Source organism: Streptomyces dengpaensis (genome assembly GCF_002946835.1).
GTDB classification, from domain to species: Bacteria; Actinomycetota; Actinomycetes; order Streptomycetales; family Streptomycetaceae; genus Streptomyces; species Streptomyces dengpaensis.
Genome location: NZ_CP026652.1, coordinates 4760437 through 4778517 on the forward strand (window position 1 = coordinate 4760437; position 18081 = coordinate 4778517).

Consider the following 18081-nt stretch of genomic DNA (forward strand, 5'->3'; position numbering starts at 1 on the left):
ACCTTTCACGTCTGCCGCCTCGCTGATTCCCTATCACCGGAGTTGACATCCCATGGCTAGAAATTCGGCGCCCTCGACCGACGCCCCGATGGACCTGCTGCTGACCGGCCTGGTCCAGCGTGTCGCGAACGTTCGCCACGCCGTCGTCTTCTCCGACGACGGACTGGTCGTCAGCAGGTCCACCTCCATCGGCAGGGAAGAGGCCGAACGCCTCGCGGCCACTTCCTCGGGCCTGATGAGCCTGGGGCGCGGTATCTGCGCCGAGTTCGACGGCGGAGCGGTGCTCCAGGCGCTGATCGAGATGCGAGAGGGCTATCTGGTCCTCAGCAGCGCCGGCGCCGGCGCCCACCTGGCCGTCATCGCCACAGCGAACGCCGACGTCGGTGTGGTCGCCTTCGAGATGAACACGCTCGCCGACAGCATCAGCGAACTCTTCGGCGTCGCGCCCCGCTTCCCACAGGCCACGACTGATCCCAGCCGTTCCCCCGAGAATCCATGAGGGACGGTCCCGGCGCAGGCTCCGGAGGCCCGGTAGGTGGCCGCCTCGTCCGGTTGTTCACCCTCACCGGGGGGCGCACCCAGCCAACCCGGGACGTCTTCACACTGATCACCCTCGTCACCGCGGTGGAACAGTCGGCCCACCCGGTCGGCCGGGCCCTCCAGGCCGAACACTTGCGCATCCTGCGTCTGTGCCCCAGGCCGGTGGCCGTCGTCGAACTCGCCGCCCAACTAGACCTTCCCGTTTCCGTACTCACGATCATGCTCTGCGACCTGCTGGAAGTGGGCCTGATCACCGCTCGACCACCCGTCCAGGCAGCTGCGGCCTCGAACGGCAGCCCGGGAATCGCCCTACTGCAGAGAGTGAGGGACGGCCTTGCCCGGCTCTGACACCACCCCCGACGCAGTCAAGATCCTCATCTCCGGAGGTTTCGGCGTAGGCAAAACCACCATGGTCACCGCCATCAGCGAGATCGTGCCGATGCGCACCGAGGAGGAACTGACCGTCATCAGCCCGGGAGTGGACGACCTCACCGGCGTCGAACGGAAGTCGACCACCACGGTGGCTCTGGACTTCGGCCGCATCACACTCACCTCCGAACTGGTCCTCTACCTCTTCGGCACTCCTGGCCAGCAGCGGTTCTGGTTCATGTGGAACGACCTCGCCGTCGGAGCTCTGGGCGGCGTGGTGCTGGTCGACACGCGACGCCTCCAGACCAGCTTCGCCGCGATCGACTTCTTCGAGAAGCGCGGCATCCCCTTCGTGGTGGCCGTCAACCGCTTCAACGGCCACCAGCCCTATCCCACCGAGCAGATCCGCGGCGCCCTGGCCCTCCGCGACGAGGTCCACCTGTGCATGTTCGACGCCCGTGAGCGGGACTCCTGCCGCGACGTCCTCCTGGCCCTTGTCGACCGGGTCATCGCCGCCGCCATGCCCGCGCAGGTGCCTGAGTTGCCTGACGTGCCTCAGGCGCCGAGCGGGCCCCGGAGGCCGACGTGAGGTAGCGACGCACCCTCGGGGACATCGGCGTCACTCTCATAGGGCTCATACGGGAAGACGGCTGAAACTCATGGCACCCGCGGAAAGCGGGCCTGGAGGGTCCAGATCGCCGGGTTCTCGGCGAGGCCCTCGTGGAGGTCGGTGAGGTCGGCGATCAGGTCGTGCAGGAAGTCGCGGGCCTCACGGCGGAGTTCGGAGTGGGAGAAGGTCAGCGGTTCCTGGTCGCCCGGCATCCAGTCGGCCTCGACGTCCACCCACCCGAAGCGGCGCTCGAAGAGCATCCGGTCAGTCGACTCGGTGAAGTCCAGCTCCGCGTGCTGCGGCCGGGCGGCCCGGCTGCCGAGCGGGTCCTTGTCGAGCTGCTCCACGATGTCGCACAGCGCCCACCCGAAGTCGAGCACCGGCACCCATCCCCAGGCTGTGGACAGCTCCCGGTCCGCCTTGGTGTCGGCGAGATAGACGTCGCCGCAGAACAGGTCGTGCCGCAGCGCGTGGACGTCCGCGCGGCGGTAGTCGGTCTGCGGGGGGTCCGGGAAGCGGTTGGAGAGGGCATAGCCGATGTCGAGCACGTAGGTGATGGTGCCACGCCGGGGTCGGGTCGGGCTCGCGGAGGATGGCCCCGCGGGATCGGGTCTGCGGAGGATCGGGCCCGCGGAGGATCACCCCACGGAAAATCGGGCCGGAGGATCAGGCTCGCGGGCTTTGGCGCCCGGCCGGCTCAGGCGCGTGGCGGCCGAGCGCCATGTGCGCGGCGCAGCGCCGCGGGCCGACTGCGTCGACCTCTGCCGTCGAGCGGCGGGTGATGACGCTCGCGGGGGACAGGCCGACCGCGTCCTCGTAGGATCAAAGGCGTGCCCAAATCTTCCGCCCCCGTCCGCTTTACCCCGTCTCGGCCGCTGTCTCTGTCTTTGGCCCTGTCCCTGTGCCTGACGCTCGCTGTCGCCCTCGCCACGTGCGGTGGAGACGGGAGCGTGCACGGGAAGCCCGGAGCGTCCGGTGTCCGCGACCCGTACTTCCCGAAGCTGGGCAACGGCGGCTATGACGTCACCCACTACGGCCTGACGCTGTCGTACGACCCGAAGAGCAAGCACCTCAAGGGCGCGGCGGAGATCACGGCGAAGGCGACCCAGAACCTCAGCGCGTTCAACCTGGACCTCAAGGGCCTGGACGTGGAGAGCGTCACCGTCGACGGCAAAGACGCCCGATGGAACCACGCGGGCCAGGAGCTGACCGTGCGCCCGCACGACGACCTCGACAACGGGAAGACGTTTCGCGCGACGGTCCGCTACTCGGGCATGCCCGAGATGCTCGTCGACCCGGAGGCCTCGGACCCGGATTCCGCAAAGGAGGGCTGGCTGCGCACGGCCGACGGCGCCCTGGCCCTCGGCCAGCCCACCGGTTCGATGGCGTGGTTCCCCGGCAACCACCACCCCTCCGACAAGGCGTCGTACGACCTCACAATCACGGTCCCCAAGGGCGTACAGGCGGTTTCCAACGGAGAACTGAAGAGCGAGACCAAGTCGGCGGCGGGCCGTACGACGTACGTCTGGCACACGGCCGAACCGATGGCGAGCTACCTGGCGACGGTGGCGGTCGGCACGTACGAGATCACCCGTTCGACGACCAAGAACGGCCTGCCGGTGTATGTGGCCGTGGACCCCACGCAGGCCGAGGCGAGCGAGGAGGTGCTGGCGCGGATCCCCGAGTTCATGGAGTGGGCGGAGGGCAGGTTCGGCCCGTACCCCTTCTCCACGACCGGCGCGATCGTGGACCGCGGCGAAGATGTGGGCTACGCCCTGGAGACCCAGCACCGCTCCGTCTTCCCCGGCGCCCCCGACACCGAGCTGTTCATCCATGAGCTGGCCCACCAGTGGTACGGCGACTCGGTCACCCCCGAGTCCTGGCGGGACATGTGGCTCAACGAGGGCTTCGCCACGTACGCGGAGTGGCTCTGGCAGGAGGACCACGGCGGCCGCACGGCCGAGGAGATCTTCGACTCCCTCTACAAGGGCGACTACTACGACGACCCCGACGACAACAAGGTGCTCTGGTCCTTCCCCCCGCCGAAACCCTCCGGCGCGGCCCACATCTCCGATCTCCCCGTCTACGACCGTGGCGCGATGGTCGTCCACAAGATCCGTCAGACCGTGGGCGACGACAGGTTCTACGACATCATCCAGGGCTGGACGGCGGCGCACCGCCACGGCAACGCGGACACGGACGACTTCACGGCGTACGTCGAGAAGATGGCGCCGGACAAGGACTTCGGGGTGATCTGGTCGGACTGGCTGTACGGCGAGGGCAAGCCGGCGAAGCCGTGACTCGGTAGCCGTCGGCGACGATGGGGAAGGCGCGGACGGAGCGATACCGGTCCGGTGTGACACCGGGAGTTGTGCCGGGTGACGCACCGGAGCCCCCGGCCGCAGCGCGGCCAGGGGCTCGGTCGGTGCCGGTGTCCGTCAGACGTTCACGCCGAAGTCCTGGGCGATGCCCACCAGGCCGGACGCGTAGCCCTGGCCGACCGCGCGGAACTTCCACTCCGCGCCGTTGCGGTAGAGCTCGCCGAAGACCATGGCGGTCTCGGTCGCCGCGTCCTCGGAGAGGTCGTAGCGGGCGATCTCGGTGCCGCCGGCCTGGTTGATGATGCGGATGTAGGCGTTGCGGACCTGGCCGAAGTTCTGCGAGCGGGTCTCGGCGTCGTAGATGGAGACCGGGAAGACGATCTTGTCGATGTCGGCGGGGAGGCCCGCCAGGTTGACGTTGATCGCCTCGTCGTCGCCCGCGCCCTCACCCGTGCGGTTGTCGCCGGTGTGGACGATCGTCTGGTCCGGGGTCTGCTTGTTGTTGAAGAAGACGAAGTGGCCGTCCGAGTAGACCTTGCCCTGCGTGTTCACCGCGATCGCGGAGGCGTCGAGGTCGAAGTCCGTGCCGGTGGTGCTGCGGACGTCCCAGCCGAGGCCCACGGTGACGGCGGTCAGGCCCGGAGCCTCCTTGGTGAGCGAGACGTTGCCACCCTTGGACAGGCTTACAGCCATTGTTGGGAGTCCCTTCCCTCGTTGCGTACGTACGCTGTGGCCATACGTATCTTTCGTACGGGCCGAATCGGCTTCGTACGGGCACGAAGCTACAGCTACCCCTATGAACGCGGAGGGGGTGTCGAGGGTTCCAGGTCCTTTACTTTCTTTACCTGCACCCCTTCGGCCTCTCCCGGCCGGGATATTCGCGTGACGTGGCCCGGACATACACGCGACCATGGAGTCATGTCCGGTCCTTACGTCATTCGCGGCTCCGTCTCCCTTCCCGAGGCCGAGCTCATGTGGCGTTTCTCGCGGTCGTCGGGGCCCGGCGGACAGCACGTCAACACCAGTGACTCGCAGGTCGAGCTGCGCTTCGACCTCGCGAAGACCGAAGCGCTGCCGCCCGTCTGGAAGGAGCGCGCCCTCGCCAGGCTCGCCGGGCGGCTCGTCGACGGGGTCATCAGCGTGCGGGCCTCCGAGCACCGGTCGCAGTGGCGCAACCGGGAGACCGCGGCCGTACGACTCGCCTCCCTGCTCGCCGAGGCCACCGCCCCGCCGCCCAAGCCCCGCCGGGCCACCCGTATCCCGCGCGGGATCAACGAACGCCGGCTGCGCGAGAAGAAGCAGCGCTCCGACACCAAGCGCGGCCGCTCCGGGCGCGACTGGGGTTAGAGCGCGACCGGGGTCGGGGAAGGGCCGCAGACGGTCAGCCCAACTGCCGGTACCTGCCCTTGAAGTACATCAGCGGCCCCCCGTTCGCGCTCGGCAGCTGCGCGGTCAGTACGCGGCCGATGACGAGCGTGTGGTCTCCGGCGGCCATGCGCTGCTCGGTACGGCACTCCAGGGTCGCCAGGGCGCCGCCCACCAGGGGTGCCCCGGCCGCCTCGCCGCGGACGTACGGGATGTCGTCGAAGAGCAGCCGGTCGCTGATGCGGCCCTTCATGGCGAAGCGGCCCGCGACGTGGCGCTGGCTCTCGGAGAGCACGGAGACGGCCCACAGGGGCTGTTCGGCGAGCAGGTCGTCCATGCGGGAGCCTTCGCGCAGGCTCACCAGGACGAGGGGCGGGTCCAGGGAGACGGACATGAAGGCCGTCGCCGTCATGCCGACGTCGTCACCGCCGGGGCCTTCCGGGTCCAGCGCGGGCTCGTGCGCGGTCACCAGGACCACGCCCGCGGCCAGCCGGGACATGGCGGCGCGGAACTCGTCGTTGCTCACCCCCACAGCATGCCCGGACTCGGCATGAGCGGACGGGGCGGGCGGAGCGGCAGGCGCAGTCTTCGGCACGCCGAAACGCTAGTGTTCGCCCCCGCGGAGGCACATCGGTCCTCGGCCCGAGAGCGGACCTAGGCCTGACCTAGGTCCTGGGGCCTAGGTCCCCAGCTCCAGGCCCAGGCCCCAGGCCCCCTGTCCCAAGACCCCACGTCCTACGTCCCAGGGCGGTCACAATCGCTCACAGCCTCTGCACCGCTCCTCACCAAGCGTTCAGTAAGCGCAAGGTGAAAACGCAGAAACCTCGCTCAATTGTTCATCTTTCGCTGTGACTTGAGTCACAGGGGCCATATTTTGTTGACCCTGTGTACCGAGTGAGCAGCGCGCTGTGATTCAGTGGCGTGGACGCTTCGGAAGAAGCTACCAAGCAGTACGCCGCAGCGAACCGAGTTCGACCGGGTTCGAAGAGAACCGGGTAACCGAGTACGCCGAAGACAACCCTGGAGTTGCTGCGAGGTCTCGAGGGGAGGGCGAATGGAGACCGAGTCGGAGCCCTATGTCCGTCTTGCGACCCTGCGGCAGCTGCACCAGGTGATGGCGGACATGAACACCGCCCGCAGCCTGGCCGACACGCTGCAGACCGTCGCCGACGGCGCGGTCACCGGCCTCGGCTACGAGCTGGCGTGTGTCAACCTCGTACGCCCGGACGGCGACCTCGTGGTCGCCGCGCTCGCCGGCAACTCCGCCGCCGCCGCCCTGATCACCGGCCGCGTCGGCTCCCGCGCCGCCTGGGACCGCCGGCTGAACATGGGCGAGGCCTGGGGCGACCTGCGGTTCATACCGCACACCGAGGGCTGGGTCCTCGACGAGGACGACGTGCCGCAGTGGTTCACCGAGGGCCCCGAGCCCCGCTTCGAGGACGAGTGGCACCCCTCCGACCGCCTCTACGCGCCGATGTACACACCCAGCGTCTCGGGCGGCAGCTGCGGCGAGCTGATCGGCATCCTGTCCGTGGACCGGCCGCGCAACGGCAGACGGCCGGGCGCCTGGGGCCGTGAGGCGCTCCAGATGTACGCGTTCCAGGCCGCCATCGCGATTAGTAATGCGCGTCTACGCGCGAATATGCAGCGCGCGCTGGTCCGCCTGGAGCGCGAGCAGCAGGCCCTGCGGGCGAGCGAGGAGAGCTTCCGGCAGGCCTTCGAGTACGCCCCCTCCGGCATGGCCATCGCCGAGATGGGCGGCGACCAGCACGGCCGCATCCTGCGCACGAACGACGCGCTGTGCCGCCTCCTCGGCCGCCCCGCCTCCGCGATGCGCCGCTACTCCTTCTCCGACCTCGTGCACCCCGAGGACATCGGCACCCTGCTGCGGACCTCGGCCGAGGGCGGGCGCGCGGAACTCAGGCTCGGCCGCCGCGACGGCACGTACGTCTGGGTCCACCTGCGCAACTCCGTCGTCGCGGACGCCGCCGACGGCCCCCGCTTCCTGCTCACCCACGTCGAGGACATCGAGGACCGCAAGCGCCGCGAGCTGCAGCTCGCCCACCGCGCCTCGCACGACGCGCTCACCGGCCTGCCGAACTCGGCCGAGCTGCGCTCCCGGCTCAGCGCCCGCCTCTGCCAGCGTCCGCAGTCTCAGGTATCCGGAGCGGTCGCCGCCCTTGACGCGGCGTTCGGGCACGAGGCGTTCGCGGAGCTGCCGGGCGGGCCGGGCGCGTACGACGGGAACGGCCACCTGGCGGCATACGAGGGGAACGGCCACGGTTTCGACCACCGGCCCGGCTCCGAGGCGTACGACGCCTTCGACCACCACGTGCACACGGTCGCGCCCGAGGGCGAGACGGACGACGGCACCAAGGGGCTCGCGGTGCTCTTCTGCGACCTCGACGGGTTCAAGTCGATCAACGACCGGTTCGGTCACAACGCGGGTGACGCGGTCCTCATCGAGGTGGCGAAGCGGCTCACCAGCGTCGTCCGGGACGGCGACACGGTGGCCCGGCTCGGCGGCGACGAGTTCGTGGTGCTCGCCGACGGACTCGGCCGGGCCGACGCCCAGGACCTCGCCGTACGGCTGCGGAACGCGATCATTCCGCCCATCCGGGTGGACGGACGGGCCGTCCGTGTGGGCGCCAGCTTCGGCATTGGGTGGGCACACTGTGGGATGACGGCGGACGAGGTATTGAAATCCGCTGACGAACGGATGTACGTCGAGAAACGTTCTCGTCCCAAACAGCATCGCCGTGCCGGATAAGTCGCAGGTCAGTGGGTTGATGCGGTGAAGGCCACCCGTTTGGCCCGGCGAGAGCGGGTAGGCTCGCCATTCATCCATGTACCGCATCTGAACCGCACCTGTTGAGGAGACCAAGGGATGACGCCCGGCAACAACGGCGCGAGCACGCCCGAGGACGACGACCCGTTCGGCTATCTCTACGCCGACGGTCAGGCCAACGGAGCCGCCCCGCCCAGTGGAGGCGGTGGCTACGGCTACCCGGGCTCGGTCAACCGGGTGCGGGCGGTCGGTGAGCGCCAGTACGGGCAGCAGGCGCCGACGGCCCCGTACGGACAGCAGGTGCCGCAGCAGCAGGGGTACGGCCAGCCGCAGGGCTACGGCCAGTACGGCCAGCCGAACGCGCACTACGCGGCCCCCGAGACCGTCCCCGGCGGCGCGCCCACGACCATGCAGGCGCCGATGGGCTCCGGCGGTGGCGGGCGTGGTCGTGGCCCCAACACCAAGGGCCTCCTCATCGGCGCGATCGCCGTGGTCGCCGCCGTCGTCATCGGCATCGGCGTCGCCATGATGGGCGGCGACGAGGACGGCGGCGACGACAAGGGCGGCAACCAGGCGGGAGCGAGCCCGTCGACCTCCCAGAGCGCGTCGCCGAGCCAGTCGGCCACCCAGCAGGCCGAGGCCGAGCTGCCGAAGATCGACGCGAAGGCGCTGAACCTGGGGACCGGCGTGGCGACGGCGGCGGACGTCCCCGGCGCCAAGTCCGACGGCGGTGTCTATGTGACGGGCCTCAACGCCGCCGGTGCCTCGGTCACCTGGACCGTCAACGGCATTCCCAAGGACGGCGTGTACACCCTCTTCGCGCGGTACAGCACGGCCGGGCCCGACGCGGCGATGACGCTCACCGTCAACGGCAAGCCGTTCGGCAGCAAGCTGAGCATGAAGAATTACGCGGGCGCCCCCGACGGCGACTTCGCGAAGGGCTGGACGAAGACCTTCGCGTGGCCCAGCCTCAACAAGGGCACCAACACGCTCTCCATCTCCTGCGGGGCCGGCGACAGCTGCAACGTCCTCCTGGACCAGCTGTCGCTGAAGGAAGGCCAGGTCAAGGACTAGGGCCTGTCCGGCGGATCATGCCGCTGCCGCAGGCGCGGGGCCCTGATCCGCCGGACGGGCCCTGCAGGGCTCGCGGCGGTCACGCCGCCGCGGCTTCCCCCGTCACCGCGATCTCCCCCACCAGCGTCTCGTACGCCTCCCGGTCGAACTCGCCGGCCGCGGGGGCCAGTACGGTCGCCGCGGACAGGGCGGCGGCGCGGGCCAGGCGGTCCGGCCACGGCAGGTGTTCGACCAGGCCGGAGAGCAGGCCCGCGACCGCCGAGTCGCCCGCGCCCGTCGGGTTGCCGTGCACGCGGCGCGGCGGGGTGGCCCGCCAGCGGCCGTCCGCGTTGGCCGCGAGGAGGCCCTCCGCGCCCAGGGAGGCCACGACCGTGCCCGCGCCGCGGCGGCGGGCGTCCCGGGTGGCCTGCAACGGCTCGTGGGAGCCGGTGAGTTCGGCGAGTTCGTCGGCGTTCGGCTTGACGATGTCGGGGCGGGCCGCGACCCCGCGGCGCAGTGGTTCGCCGCTGGTGTCCAGCAGGACCGGGACTGCCGACGCGCGGGCGGTCCGTATGAGATGGGCGTACGCGCCGACCGGCACGCCCGGCGGCAGGCTGCCGCACAGGGCCACCGCCGAGGCGGAGCGCAGCAGGTGCTCGTACACCTCCTGGAAGGCCGACCACTCGGCGGCGGTGATCGCCGGGCCGGGTTCGTTGAGCTGGGTCGTGTCGCCCGTGGCGGCGTCGACGACCGCTATCGTGCGGCGCGTCGAGCCCGTCACCGGGACGAGCGCGTCCACCACGCCGGATGTGTGCCTGAGCTGGTCCTGCACCGTGCGGCCGGTCGTGCCGCCGGTGAAGCCCGTGACCGTCACCTCGTGGCCGAGGGCGGCGAGCACCCGGCCCACGTTCAGGCCCTTGCCGCCCGGGCGTTCGGTCACCTCGGTCACCCGGTGCGAGGTGTGCGGCCGCAGGGACCGTACGCGATAGGTGATGTCGAGAGCGGTGTTCAGCGTGACCGTGAGGATCACCTGGGCTGACCTCCCCCGATAGAAATTCATGAAACAGACGCTCGGAATGCGCTGACCGGTGGTTCCGGAGGGTCGATCATGCCAAAGACAACGGCGGTCGGCCCAGTCCCGAGGGTCAACCGCCGTATCTCAGCCGTCAATTGGTGGGTGCCGACAAGGGGGCCAATCACCCCAGGTGGGGTTCAACCACCCATTCCCCCTTGCGCATCACGCCCTTGAGCCCGAAACCGGCGTCGAGAATCACCAGGTCGGCGTCCTTGCCCGGCTCCAGCGAACCCACCTTGTCGTACGCGCCGAGAAGCCGCGCCGGGTTGGCGGCGAGGGCCGCGACGACGTCCTCGACCGGCAGCTTGTCGATCGTCACCGCGCGCTGGAAGGCGCGGTCGAGCGTCAGCGTCGAGCCCGCGATCGAACCGCCCTCCACGAGCCGGGCGACGCCGTCCGCCACCTCCACCTCCAGCGGGCCGAGCATGTAGCGGCCGTCGCCGAAGCCCGCCGCGTCCATCGCGTCCGTGATGAACGCGACCCGGTCCGCGCCCGCGTGATGGAACGCCAGCTGGAGGGAGGCGGGGTGCAGATGGGTGCCGTCGTTGATCAGCTCGACGGTGACCCGTTCGTCCTCGAGGAGGGCCGCGATCGGGCCCGGCGCGCGGTGGCCGAGCACCGGCATCGCGTTGAACAGGTGCGTCGCCACGGTCGCGCCCGCGTCGATGGCCTCCCGCGTCTGCTCGTACGTCGCGTCGGTGTGCCCGATCGCCGCGATCACCCCGCGTTCGGCCAGCAGGCGTACGGAGTCGATGCCGCCCGGCAGTTCGGTGGCGAGGGTGACCATGCGCGCCTGCCCGCGGGCCGCGTCGATCAGCTTGCGGACCTCGGCGGGGTCCGGGTCGCGCAGCAGCTCCTCGGAGTGCGCGCCCTTGCGGCACGGGGAGATGAACGGTCCCTCGAAGTGGATCCCCGCGATGTCGCCCTGCTCGGCCAGCTCGGAGAGCAGCCCGGCGCGCTCGGCGAGTCCGTGCATGTCGCCGGTGACGGTCGAGGCGACGACCGTCGTGGTGCCGTGCAGGCGGTGCGTGTGGACGCCCTGGAGGATCTCCTCGACGCTCCCGGAGGTGAAGGACGCGCCGCCGCCGCCGTGGTTGTGGATGTCGACGAAGCCGGGGACCACCCAGTGGTCCCGTACGTCGATGATCTCCGCGCCGGCCGGAGCGGTCCCGGCGATCCGCGTGCCCTCGACGTTCACTCGGCCGTCGGTCACGATCCCGGTGGGCAGCACCACCCGGGCACCGGCGAGAACCTTGCTAGCGGCCATCAGGCGGTTACCTCCGAGGGGTTGGTAGGAGTCAGGAGATCCCAGGCGAGGAGCCCCGCGCCCAGGCATCCGGCGGTGTCCCCCAGGGCCGCCGGGACGACCGAGGGCAGCTTCTGGAAGGTGACGCGCCGCTCGACGGCGGCCCGCAGCGGTGTGAACAAGGTTTCACCGGCCTCCGCGAGGCCACCACCGATGATCAGTGTGCGCGGATCCAGCAGAGTGAGCGCGGTGACGAGCCCGTCGGCGAGCGCGTCGACGGCGTCCTGCCAGACGGCCCCGGCGGTGGCGTCCCCCGACTCCACGGCTTTCGCGCAGTCCGCCGCGTCCGCCTCCGGATCGCCGGTCGCGTCGGCCCAGGCCTGGCTGACGGCCGCCGCGGACGCGTACCGCTCCAGACAGCCGTGCTGCCCGCACGGACACGGGGTCCCTCCGGGGCGTACGACGATATGGCCGATCTCGCCGGCGAAACCGTGCGCGCCCTCCTCGACGCCGCCGTCGATGCCGATGGCGCCCGCGATGCCGGTGCCGAGCGGGACGAACAGGAAACGGTCGGCCCCCTGCCCCGCGCCGATGCGGCCCTCCGCGAGCCCGCCGGTGCGCACGTCGTGCCCGAGCGCGACGGGTACACCGCCGAGCCGGTCGCCGAGCAGTCGGCGCAGCGGGACGTCGCGCCAGCCGAGGTTGGCCGAGTAGACCGCGATGCCGTGCGCGGCGTCGACGATGCCGGGGACGGCGACTCCGGCGGCCGCGGCGGGCTCGCCGAGGTGCTCCTCGCCGTACGCGCGCAGCTCGGCTGCGAAGCCGAGGATCGTCTCGACGACGGCGTCGGGACCGCGCTCCCGGCCGGTCGCCCGGCGGGCCTGATGCAGGAGCTCGCCGTCGGCCCCGACCAGGGCGGCCTTCATCCCGGTGCCGCCCACATCGAGGGCGATGACATGTCTCACGGGGGACAGTGTCGCCCCTTACCCCATGAGAGGTCTAGTCCACTCGCGTGGTGTACACCTTGTAGCCGCATGCCGAGACGGATACAACGAACGCACAAGCAAAGAGGGGCCAGGGGATGGGCCCGGGGGTTGGAGACAAGAGCGCAGTGCAGCGGCGTAAGACAGGACGGACCGGACTGATCGCGGTGGTGTCCGCCCTGGGAATGACGATGACCCTCGCGGGCTGCGGCGGCGACTCGGTCAGTCCCTCCGACGTGACCCTCAAGCTGGTGGCCGCAGATTACGGCGACTCCAAGGCCAACAGCTCCCAGAAGTACTGGGACGAGCTGACCAAGGAGTACGAGTCCGACCACCCGGGCGTCAAGGTCGACGTCAGCGTCTACTCCTGGACCGATGTCGACCGCAAGGTCAAGGAGATGGTCGACGCGGGCAACGCGCCCGACATGGCGCAGATCGGGGCGTACGCCGACTACGCCGCGAAGGGCCAGCTCTACAGGGTCGACGAACTGCTCTCCATACCCGTCCAGGCCAACTTCGTCTCCCAGCTCTCCGACGCGGGCCAGACGAACAACACTCAGTACGGCATGCCGTTCGCGTCCTCCACGCGGCTGCTCTTCTACAACAAGACGCTCTTCTCCCAGGCCGGACTCACCCCGCCGGAGAGCTGGAACGGGCTCGCGGCCGCCGCGAAGGTGCTCAAGTCCGAGGGCGTCACGTTCCCGTACGCGCTGCCGCTCGGGCCCGAGGAGGCGCAGGCCGAGACGATGCAGTGGCTGCTGAGCGGGGGCGGCGCCTACACCGACGACGTCGGTACGTACTCCATCGACTCCGAGCAGAACATCAAGACGTTCACCTGGCTCAAGGACGAACTGGTCGGCAAGGGCCTCACCGGGCCCGTCGCGCCCGCGAAGCTGAACCGCGCCGACGCGTTCGCCGCGTTCGCGCGCGGCGAGGTCGGGATGCTCAACGGGCACCCCAGCCTGATGCAGGCGGCCGCCAAGAAGGGCGTGCAGTTCGGCATGGTGCCGATGCCCGGCGTCAACGGCAGGGCCAAGGCCACGATGGGTGTCGCCGACTGGATGATGGCCTTCAAGAAGAACGGCCACGCCGAGCAGATCGGCGACTTCCTCGACTTCGTCTACGACGACAAGAACGTGCTCGCCTTCTCCCACCACTACGATCTGCTGCCGGTCACCACGTCCGCGTCCGAGGCCATGGCCGCCGACGAGGACGACCAGGACCTCGCCCCGTTCCTGGACCAGCTTCCCGCCTCCGTGCTCTACCCCGTTGGCAAGACGTCCTGGGCCGGCATCAGCGCCGACATCAAGAAGCAGATCGCCAAGGCAGTGACCCCGGCCGGCAGCCCGACCGGCATCTTCAGCTCACTCCAGCTCACGGCGACGGCGGCGGACAGCGCGAGCTAGCACTGTCGGTGGGTGAAGCTACGGTGCTGTCCATGGAAGAGCTCCCTGCGAGGGAACGGGCGATCCTCGCCATGGAACGCCGTGGCTTCTCCGGCCCCGGCGCCAAGGAGCGCGCGATACGCGAACAGCTGGGCCTGGCCCCGGTCCGCTACTACCAGCTCCTCAACGCCCTCCTGGACGACCCCCGGGCGTTGGCCTTCGACCCGGTGACGGTGAACCGCCTGCGCCGGGTGAGGGAGGCGCGGCGGGGAGAACGGTGAGGTCACCAGCCGAACATTTTTCGCCCCCGCCGCCCCTACCCGTCCCGAACCTGGGCCCGCGGCGGAGCCGCTGATGGATACAGGGCCCCAGACCCCGCTCCTCAAACGCCGGAGGGGCTAGTTCTTGCCGTGGATGCTGCCGCCCCCACGCCGATAGGGTCGGCACATGGGCAGCCACCCGGAATTCACGGACTCCTTGCCGACCCCCTCGACCCCGGCCGGCCGCGACGGCCTCGACGCCATCCTCACGCACCCCACCAGGGCCGTGATCGCGCTCGACTTCGACGGGACACTCGCCTCGATCGTCCCCGACCCCGAGCAGGCCCGCGCCCACCCGGACGCGGTCCCCGCACTCGCGGCCCTCGCCCCGAAGGTGGCGAGCGTCGCCGTGATCACCGGCCGCCCGGCCGGCGTAGCGGTCCGCCACGGCGGCTTCGCGGGCGTCCCGGGCCTGGAGCACCTGGTCGTTCTCGGCCACTACGGCGCCGAACGCTGGGACGCGGTGAGCTCAACGGTCACCGCCCCCGCCCCGGACCCCGGCGTCGCCGCCGTCCGCGCCGAACTGCCCGGGTTCCTGGACAGGATCGGCGCGTGGCAGGGCACCTGGATCGAGGAGAAGGGCCGGGCCGTCGCCGTCCACACCCGCCGCGCGACGAACCCGCAGGCGGCGTTCGACGCCCTGCGCGATCCCCTCACCGGCCTGGCCGCCCGGTACGGGCTGATCGTCGAGCCGGGCCGCATGGTCCTGGAACTGCGCCCGCCGGGCACGGACAAGGGCGTGGCACTCCTCGAGTACGTCCGCGAAATCGGCGCCGAATCCGTCCTCTACGCCGGCGACGACCTGGGCGACCTCCCCGCCTTCGCCGCCGTCGACAAACTCCGCTCCGACGGCATCCCGGGCCTCCTCGTCTGCAGCGGCAGCTCAGAGGTAGCCGAACTGGCCGACCGCTCCGACCTGGTGGTCGACGGCCCACCCGGAGTCGTACAGCTACTGTCCACCCTGGCAGCCCAACTGAACTGACCGGCGTCTCCCGGTGCCCGGGGTGGCGGCACCTGCCCGCTGCGGGGTGGTGATGTTTTTCGCCCCCGCCGCCCCTACCCTCCCCCACTCTCGGCTTTGCTCGAGCGGGGGGACCCCCATCGTCCCTGGGGGCTGCCGCCCCCAGGCCCCCGCTTCGGCCTGAACGGCCTCGTCCTCAAACGCCGGACGGGCTGGATGGTGCACCCGCCCACGCACGGAAGGGGCCGTGCCGTGCCGGTACATCACATGCCCGTCGCTTACGTCCGGATCTGGAAACGGCTCCCTACAGGCCACCGTCTGATTCAGCGGCGACGGGCGGATGTACCGGCACGGCACGACCCCGACCCACCCACCGGCGGAAAGCGACCCCCGAACAGGCGCCCCCGCCAGCTCACCGCTCCAGTTCCCGCAGCTGATCCAGAAACCACTGCGCCGGAGGCAGCGCCGTACCCGCCGCAGCAAGCCGCTTGGACCGTTCGGCCCGCTCGTGCGGCGGCATCGACAGCGCCTCGTGGAGTGCCCGCGCGGTCCCGATCACGTCGTACGGGTTCACCGTGATCGCATCCTCGCCCAGCTCCTCGTACGCCCCCGCCTCCCGCGAGAGCACCAGCGCGCACCCCTCGTCGGAGACGACCGGCACCTCCTTGGCGACGAGGTTCATACCGTCACGGATGGGGTTGACGAGGGCCACGTCGGCGAGCCGGTACGCGGCGAGCGAGCGCGCGAAGTCGTCCTTGACGTGGAGGATGACCGGGGTCCAACCCGGCGTCCCGTACTCGGAGTTGATCTCATCGGTGACCCGCCGCACCTCGGCCGTGTAGTCCCGGTACACCGCGAGGTCCTGCCGCGACGGGTACGCGAAGGCGAGATGCACGACGTGCCCGCGCCGCGACGGCTGGTCCTTCAGCAGCTGCCGGTAGGCGAGCAGCCCGCGCACGATGTTCTTCGACAGCTCGGTCCGGTCGACCCGGACGATGGTCTTGCGGCCAGGCCCGATCTCCTCGCGCAGCGCGGCCATCCGCGCGCCCACGTCCGCCTCGCGCGAGCGCCGCCGCAGGAAGTCCGCGTCCGCGCCGAGCCCGTGCACGCCGACCCGGGTGTCACCGAGCCCGCCGACCAGCTCCTCGCAGCAATCGGTGAACGCGTCCGCCCAGCGATGGGTGAGGAAGCCGAGCCGGTCCGCGCCCAGCATCCCGCGCAGCACCTGCTCGGCGATGTCGTCCGGCAGCATCCGGAAGTAGTCCACCGGCGCCCACGGCGTGTGCGAGAAGTGCCCGATCCGCAGATCGGGGCGGAGCACACGCAGCATCCCGGGGACGAGGGTCAGGTGATAGTCCTGCACGACGACCACGGCACCCGGCGCCGCGTCGTCGGCCAGCGCCTGCGCGAACGCGCGGTTGTACGCCTCGTACGACGCCCACTGGCGCCGGAACTCCGCGTCGAAGACCGGCTCCCGCGGCGTCTGGTACAGCATGTGGTGGACGAACCACAGCACGGAGTTCGCGATGCCGTTGTACGCGTCGGCGAAGACCGTCTCGTCGATGTCCAGCATGCGTACGCCGGCCTCGCCGACCCCGCGCCGCACCGCCTCGCGGTCCCCGACGCCGAGCGCGGAGCACACCCAGAGGGCGCCCGCGTCCGGCCCGATGGCGGAGAGACCGGAGACCAGACCGCCGCCGCCGCGCTTGGCGGCCAGCTCGCCGTCTGCTCGCAGCTCGTAGGAGACCGGGCCGCGGTTGGAGGCGACAAGAATCCGATGGGCGCCGTGGGTGGAAGCCATGCCTCGAAACCTAGCCTTGTGCCGAAACGCTCAAACGTTCCCGTCGGCCGTTCGCGAGTTGTATGCGATCGGCGTACCGATGGCGGGGATCGCGCAGTTCGCCGAGCCCCTCCGGGCGCTCCAGTGCGCTCCGGTTACGCGGCCCTCCGCTTTACATACTCGACGATTTCGGTCATCGGCGGACGTTCCTCCGTGTCCACCGAGTGCGTACGCGGCTCGAAACCGTCGTCGCCCCGCTCGAACTGGGTGAGCGCCGGGCGGACCAGGTGCCCGCGGGCCAGCCGCAGCTGCGCGGTGCGGTAGATCGCGGCGGCCATCCGGCCGAGCGCCTGCCCGTCCTGGTGGCGGTGCTTGCGGACGCCGACATCGACCTGGGCGAGCGCGTCCAGGCCCACCAGGTGCAGGGCGTCGACGAGCATGCCCAGCTCGACGCCGTACCCGACGGGGAACGGCAGTTGCTCGAGGAGGGAGCGGCGGGCCGCGTACTCGCCGCCCAGCGGCTGGACGAAGCCCGCCAGCTGCGGCCAGTGCATGTTCAGCAGTGGGCGCGCCATGAGTTCGGTGACCCGGCCGCCCTGCCCCGCGGCGGAGCCGAGCGGCCGGTCGTACATGGCCTTGACCAGGTCCACGCCCGGGTCGGTGAGCAGCGGGCCCACGATCCCGGAGACGAAGTCGGACGAGAACTCCCTGAGGTCCGCGTCGATGAAGCAGATGATGTCCCCGCTCGTCACGAGCAGCGACCGCCACAGGACCTCGCCCTTGCCGGGCACGACCGGTATCCGCGGCAGGATCTCGTCGCGGTGCACGACGCGCGCGCCCGCGGCGGCGGCGACCTCTGAGGTGCGGTCCGTCGAGCCCGAGTCGACGACGACGATCTCGTCGACGAGGGGCACCTGTTGCATCAGGTCGCGGCGGATGACCGCCACGATCTCGCCGACCGTCTCCTCCTCGTTGAGCGCGGGCAGTACGACACTGACCGTCGACCCTGTGGTGCGTTTGGCGGCCATGAGCTTGTGGAGCGGGCGATCGGTCTTGGACCAGGAGCGTGTGCTCAGCCAGCGCTCGACTTCTTTCAGCACAGTCCGGGGCTCCTCACTATCTGATCACACACTCTCATCAGTGTGCCCGCAGCGTCAGCGGGAGGTTGGTGGAAGCCGTCTCGCGGTGCGGACGGCTATCTCAACTGTCCTGGCCTTCGGTTACAGTCTTGAACAACGCGCATGACCATCGCATGTCCTCGGTCATCCGCGCTTGATCGCGTTCA

The 18081-nt window shown here is 70.4% G+C and carries 18 protein-coding genes; 10 read left to right on the forward strand and 8 right to left on the reverse strand.

Annotation, left to right across the window (positions count from 1 at the left end; translation table 11 throughout):
- Positions 1-52: 52 nt before the first annotated feature.
- The 3 genes from C4B68_RS22125 to C4B68_RS22135 are packed head-to-tail and all read left to right on the forward strand — an operon-like array spanning position 53 to position 1498.
- Complete coding sequence (locus C4B68_RS22125; RefSeq protein ID WP_099503583.1) at positions 53-499, forward strand: roadblock/LC7 domain-containing protein; 447 nt, start codon at positions 53-55, stop codon at positions 497-499.
- Entirely contained in the window at positions 496-888 is a 393-nt protein-coding gene (locus C4B68_RS22130) for a DUF742 domain-containing protein (RefSeq protein ID WP_099503581.1), read from the forward strand. Before C4B68_RS22125 ends, C4B68_RS22130 begins: the two co-directional genes overlap by 4 nt.
- The gene (locus C4B68_RS22135; protein WP_240634436.1) at positions 875-1498 is read left to right on the forward strand and encodes a GTP-binding protein; all 624 of its coding nucleotides are present in this window, start codon (positions 875-877) and stop codon (positions 1496-1498) included. Before C4B68_RS22130 ends, C4B68_RS22135 begins: the two co-directional genes overlap by 14 nt.
- A gap of 68 nt (positions 1499-1566) precedes the next feature.
- On the opposite strand, the gene C4B68_RS22140 is transcribed toward C4B68_RS22135, so the two are convergent.
- On the reverse strand, positions 1567-2067 hold the full coding sequence (locus C4B68_RS22140) for a hypothetical protein (RefSeq protein ID WP_099503579.1): 501 nt from the start codon (positions 2065-2067) through the stop codon (positions 1567-1569).
- A 327-nt stretch (positions 2068-2394) separates the two neighbouring features.
- Here C4B68_RS22140 and C4B68_RS22145 point away from each other — a divergent pair, with 327 nt between their 5' ends.
- Positions 2395-3819 carry a M1 family metallopeptidase gene (locus tag C4B68_RS22145; RefSeq protein ID WP_373682243.1) on the forward strand — a complete coding sequence of 475 codons (1425 nt, stop codon included), beginning with the start codon at positions 2395-2397 and terminating at the stop codon, positions 3817-3819.
- A gap of 138 nt (positions 3820-3957) precedes the next feature.
- Here C4B68_RS22145 and C4B68_RS22150 read toward each other — a convergent pair whose 3' ends face one another.
- Positions 3958-4533, reverse strand: a complete 576-nt coding sequence (locus tag C4B68_RS22150; protein ID WP_099503577.1) for a TerD family protein — start codon at positions 4531-4533, stop codon at positions 3958-3960.
- Between the two features lie 225 nt (positions 4534-4758).
- On the opposite strand from C4B68_RS22150, the gene arfB reads away from it, so the two are divergent.
- A complete protein-coding gene (gene arfB / locus C4B68_RS22155; protein ID WP_099503575.1) occupies positions 4759-5187 on the forward strand; it encodes an alternative ribosome rescue aminoacyl-tRNA hydrolase ArfB in 429 nt (142 codons plus the stop codon).
- A 34-nt stretch (positions 5188-5221) separates the two neighbouring features.
- On the opposite strand, the gene C4B68_RS22160 is transcribed toward arfB, so the two are convergent.
- Complete coding sequence (locus C4B68_RS22160; RefSeq protein WP_099503573.1) at positions 5222-5800, reverse strand: flavin reductase family protein; 579 nt, start codon at positions 5798-5800, stop codon at positions 5222-5224.
- Between the two features lie 459 nt (positions 5801-6259).
- On the opposite strand from C4B68_RS22160, the gene cdgB reads away from it, so the two are divergent.
- A complete protein-coding gene (cdgB, locus tag C4B68_RS22165; protein ID WP_099503571.1) occupies positions 6260-7975 on the forward strand; it encodes a diguanylate cyclase CdgB in 1716 nt (571 codons plus the stop codon).
- A gap of 117 nt (positions 7976-8092) precedes the next feature.
- Complete coding sequence (locus tag C4B68_RS22170) at positions 8093-9067, forward strand: carbohydrate-binding protein (RefSeq protein ID WP_099503569.1); 975 nt, start codon at positions 8093-8095, stop codon at positions 9065-9067.
- A 79-nt stretch (positions 9068-9146) separates the two neighbouring features.
- Here the strand turns inward: C4B68_RS22170 and C4B68_RS22175 are convergent, their stop codons facing one another.
- The 3 genes from C4B68_RS22175 to C4B68_RS22185 all read right to left on the reverse strand — a co-directional run bounded on the left by C4B68_RS22175 (position 9147) and on the right by C4B68_RS22185 (position 12332).
- A complete protein-coding gene (locus C4B68_RS22175; protein WP_099503567.1) occupies positions 9147-10076 on the reverse strand; it encodes a 1-phosphofructokinase family hexose kinase in 930 nt (309 codons plus the stop codon).
- Between the two features lie 166 nt (positions 10077-10242).
- Positions 10243-11388 carry an N-acetylglucosamine-6-phosphate deacetylase gene (nagA, locus tag C4B68_RS22180; RefSeq protein ID WP_099503566.1) on the reverse strand — a complete coding sequence of 382 codons (1146 nt, stop codon included), beginning with the start codon at positions 11386-11388 and terminating at the stop codon, positions 10243-10245.
- Positions 11388-12332, reverse strand: coding sequence for an ROK family protein (locus C4B68_RS22185; protein ID WP_099503564.1), 945 nt, complete (start codon positions 12330-12332; stop codon positions 11388-11390). The genes nagA and C4B68_RS22185 overlap by 1 nt, the downstream gene beginning before the upstream one ends.
- 146 nt (positions 12333-12478) lie before the next feature.
- Here C4B68_RS22185 and C4B68_RS22190 point away from each other — a divergent pair, with 146 nt between their 5' ends.
- The 3 genes from C4B68_RS22190 (at position 12479) to otsB (ending at position 15037) form a co-directional block, all read left to right on the forward strand.
- Entirely contained in the window at positions 12479-13756 is a 1278-nt protein-coding gene (locus tag C4B68_RS22190) for an ABC transporter substrate-binding protein (RefSeq protein ID WP_240634437.1), read from the forward strand.
- Positions 13757-13788: 32 nt separating this feature from the next.
- Positions 13789-14016, forward strand: a complete 228-nt coding sequence (locus tag C4B68_RS22195) for a DUF3263 domain-containing protein (RefSeq protein WP_099503775.1) — start codon at positions 13789-13791, stop codon at positions 14014-14016.
- Between the two features lie 166 nt (positions 14017-14182).
- Positions 14183-15037, forward strand: coding sequence for a trehalose-phosphatase (gene otsB / locus C4B68_RS22200; RefSeq protein WP_099503562.1), 855 nt, complete (start codon positions 14183-14185; stop codon positions 15035-15037).
- Between the two features lie 391 nt (positions 15038-15428).
- On the opposite strand, the gene C4B68_RS22205 is transcribed toward otsB, so the two are convergent.
- A complete protein-coding gene (locus tag C4B68_RS22205) occupies positions 15429-16817 on the reverse strand; it encodes an alpha,alpha-trehalose-phosphate synthase (UDP-forming) (protein WP_099503560.1) in 1389 nt (462 codons plus the stop codon).
- 134 nt (positions 16818-16951) lie between these two features.
- Positions 16952-17896 carry a glucosyl-3-phosphoglycerate synthase gene (locus tag C4B68_RS22210; RefSeq protein ID WP_099503558.1) on the reverse strand — a complete coding sequence of 315 codons (945 nt, stop codon included), beginning with the start codon at positions 17894-17896 and terminating at the stop codon, positions 16952-16954.
- Between the last annotated feature and the right edge of the window lie 185 nt (positions 17897-18081).

Excerpts from the sequence above, each read along its gene's own strand:
- C4B68_RS22125 (WP_099503583.1), top strand. The coding sequence starts at position 53 with ATGGCTAGAAATTCGGCGCCCTCGACCGACGCCCCGATGGACCTGCTG.
- C4B68_RS22205 (WP_099503560.1), bottom strand. The coding sequence starts at position 16,817 with ATGGCTTCCACCCACGGCGCCCATCGGATTCTTGTCGCCTCCAACCGC.
- arfB (WP_099503575.1), top strand. The coding sequence starts at position 4,759 with ATGTCCGGTCCTTACGTCATTCGCGGCTCCGTCTCCCTTCCCGAGGCC.
- cdgB (WP_099503571.1), top strand. The coding sequence starts at position 6,260 with ATGGAGACCGAGTCGGAGCCCTATGTCCGTCTTGCGACCCTGCGGCAG.
- C4B68_RS22150 (WP_099503577.1), bottom strand. The coding sequence starts at position 4,533 with ATGGCTGTAAGCCTGTCCAAGGGTGGCAACGTCTCGCTCACCAAGGAG.
- C4B68_RS22170 (WP_099503569.1), top strand. The coding sequence starts at position 8,093 with ATGACGCCCGGCAACAACGGCGCGAGCACGCCCGAGGACGACGACCCG.
- C4B68_RS22130 (WP_099503581.1), top strand. The coding sequence starts at position 496 with ATGAGGGACGGTCCCGGCGCAGGCTCCGGAGGCCCGGTAGGTGGCCGC.
- C4B68_RS22195 (WP_099503775.1), top strand. The coding sequence starts at position 13,789 with ATGGAAGAGCTCCCTGCGAGGGAACGGGCGATCCTCGCCATGGAACGC.
- nagA (WP_099503566.1), bottom strand. The coding sequence starts at position 11,388 with ATGGCCGCTAGCAAGGTTCTCGCCGGTGCCCGGGTGGTGCTGCCCACC.
- otsB (WP_099503562.1), top strand. The coding sequence starts at position 14,183 with ATGGGCAGCCACCCGGAATTCACGGACTCCTTGCCGACCCCCTCGACC.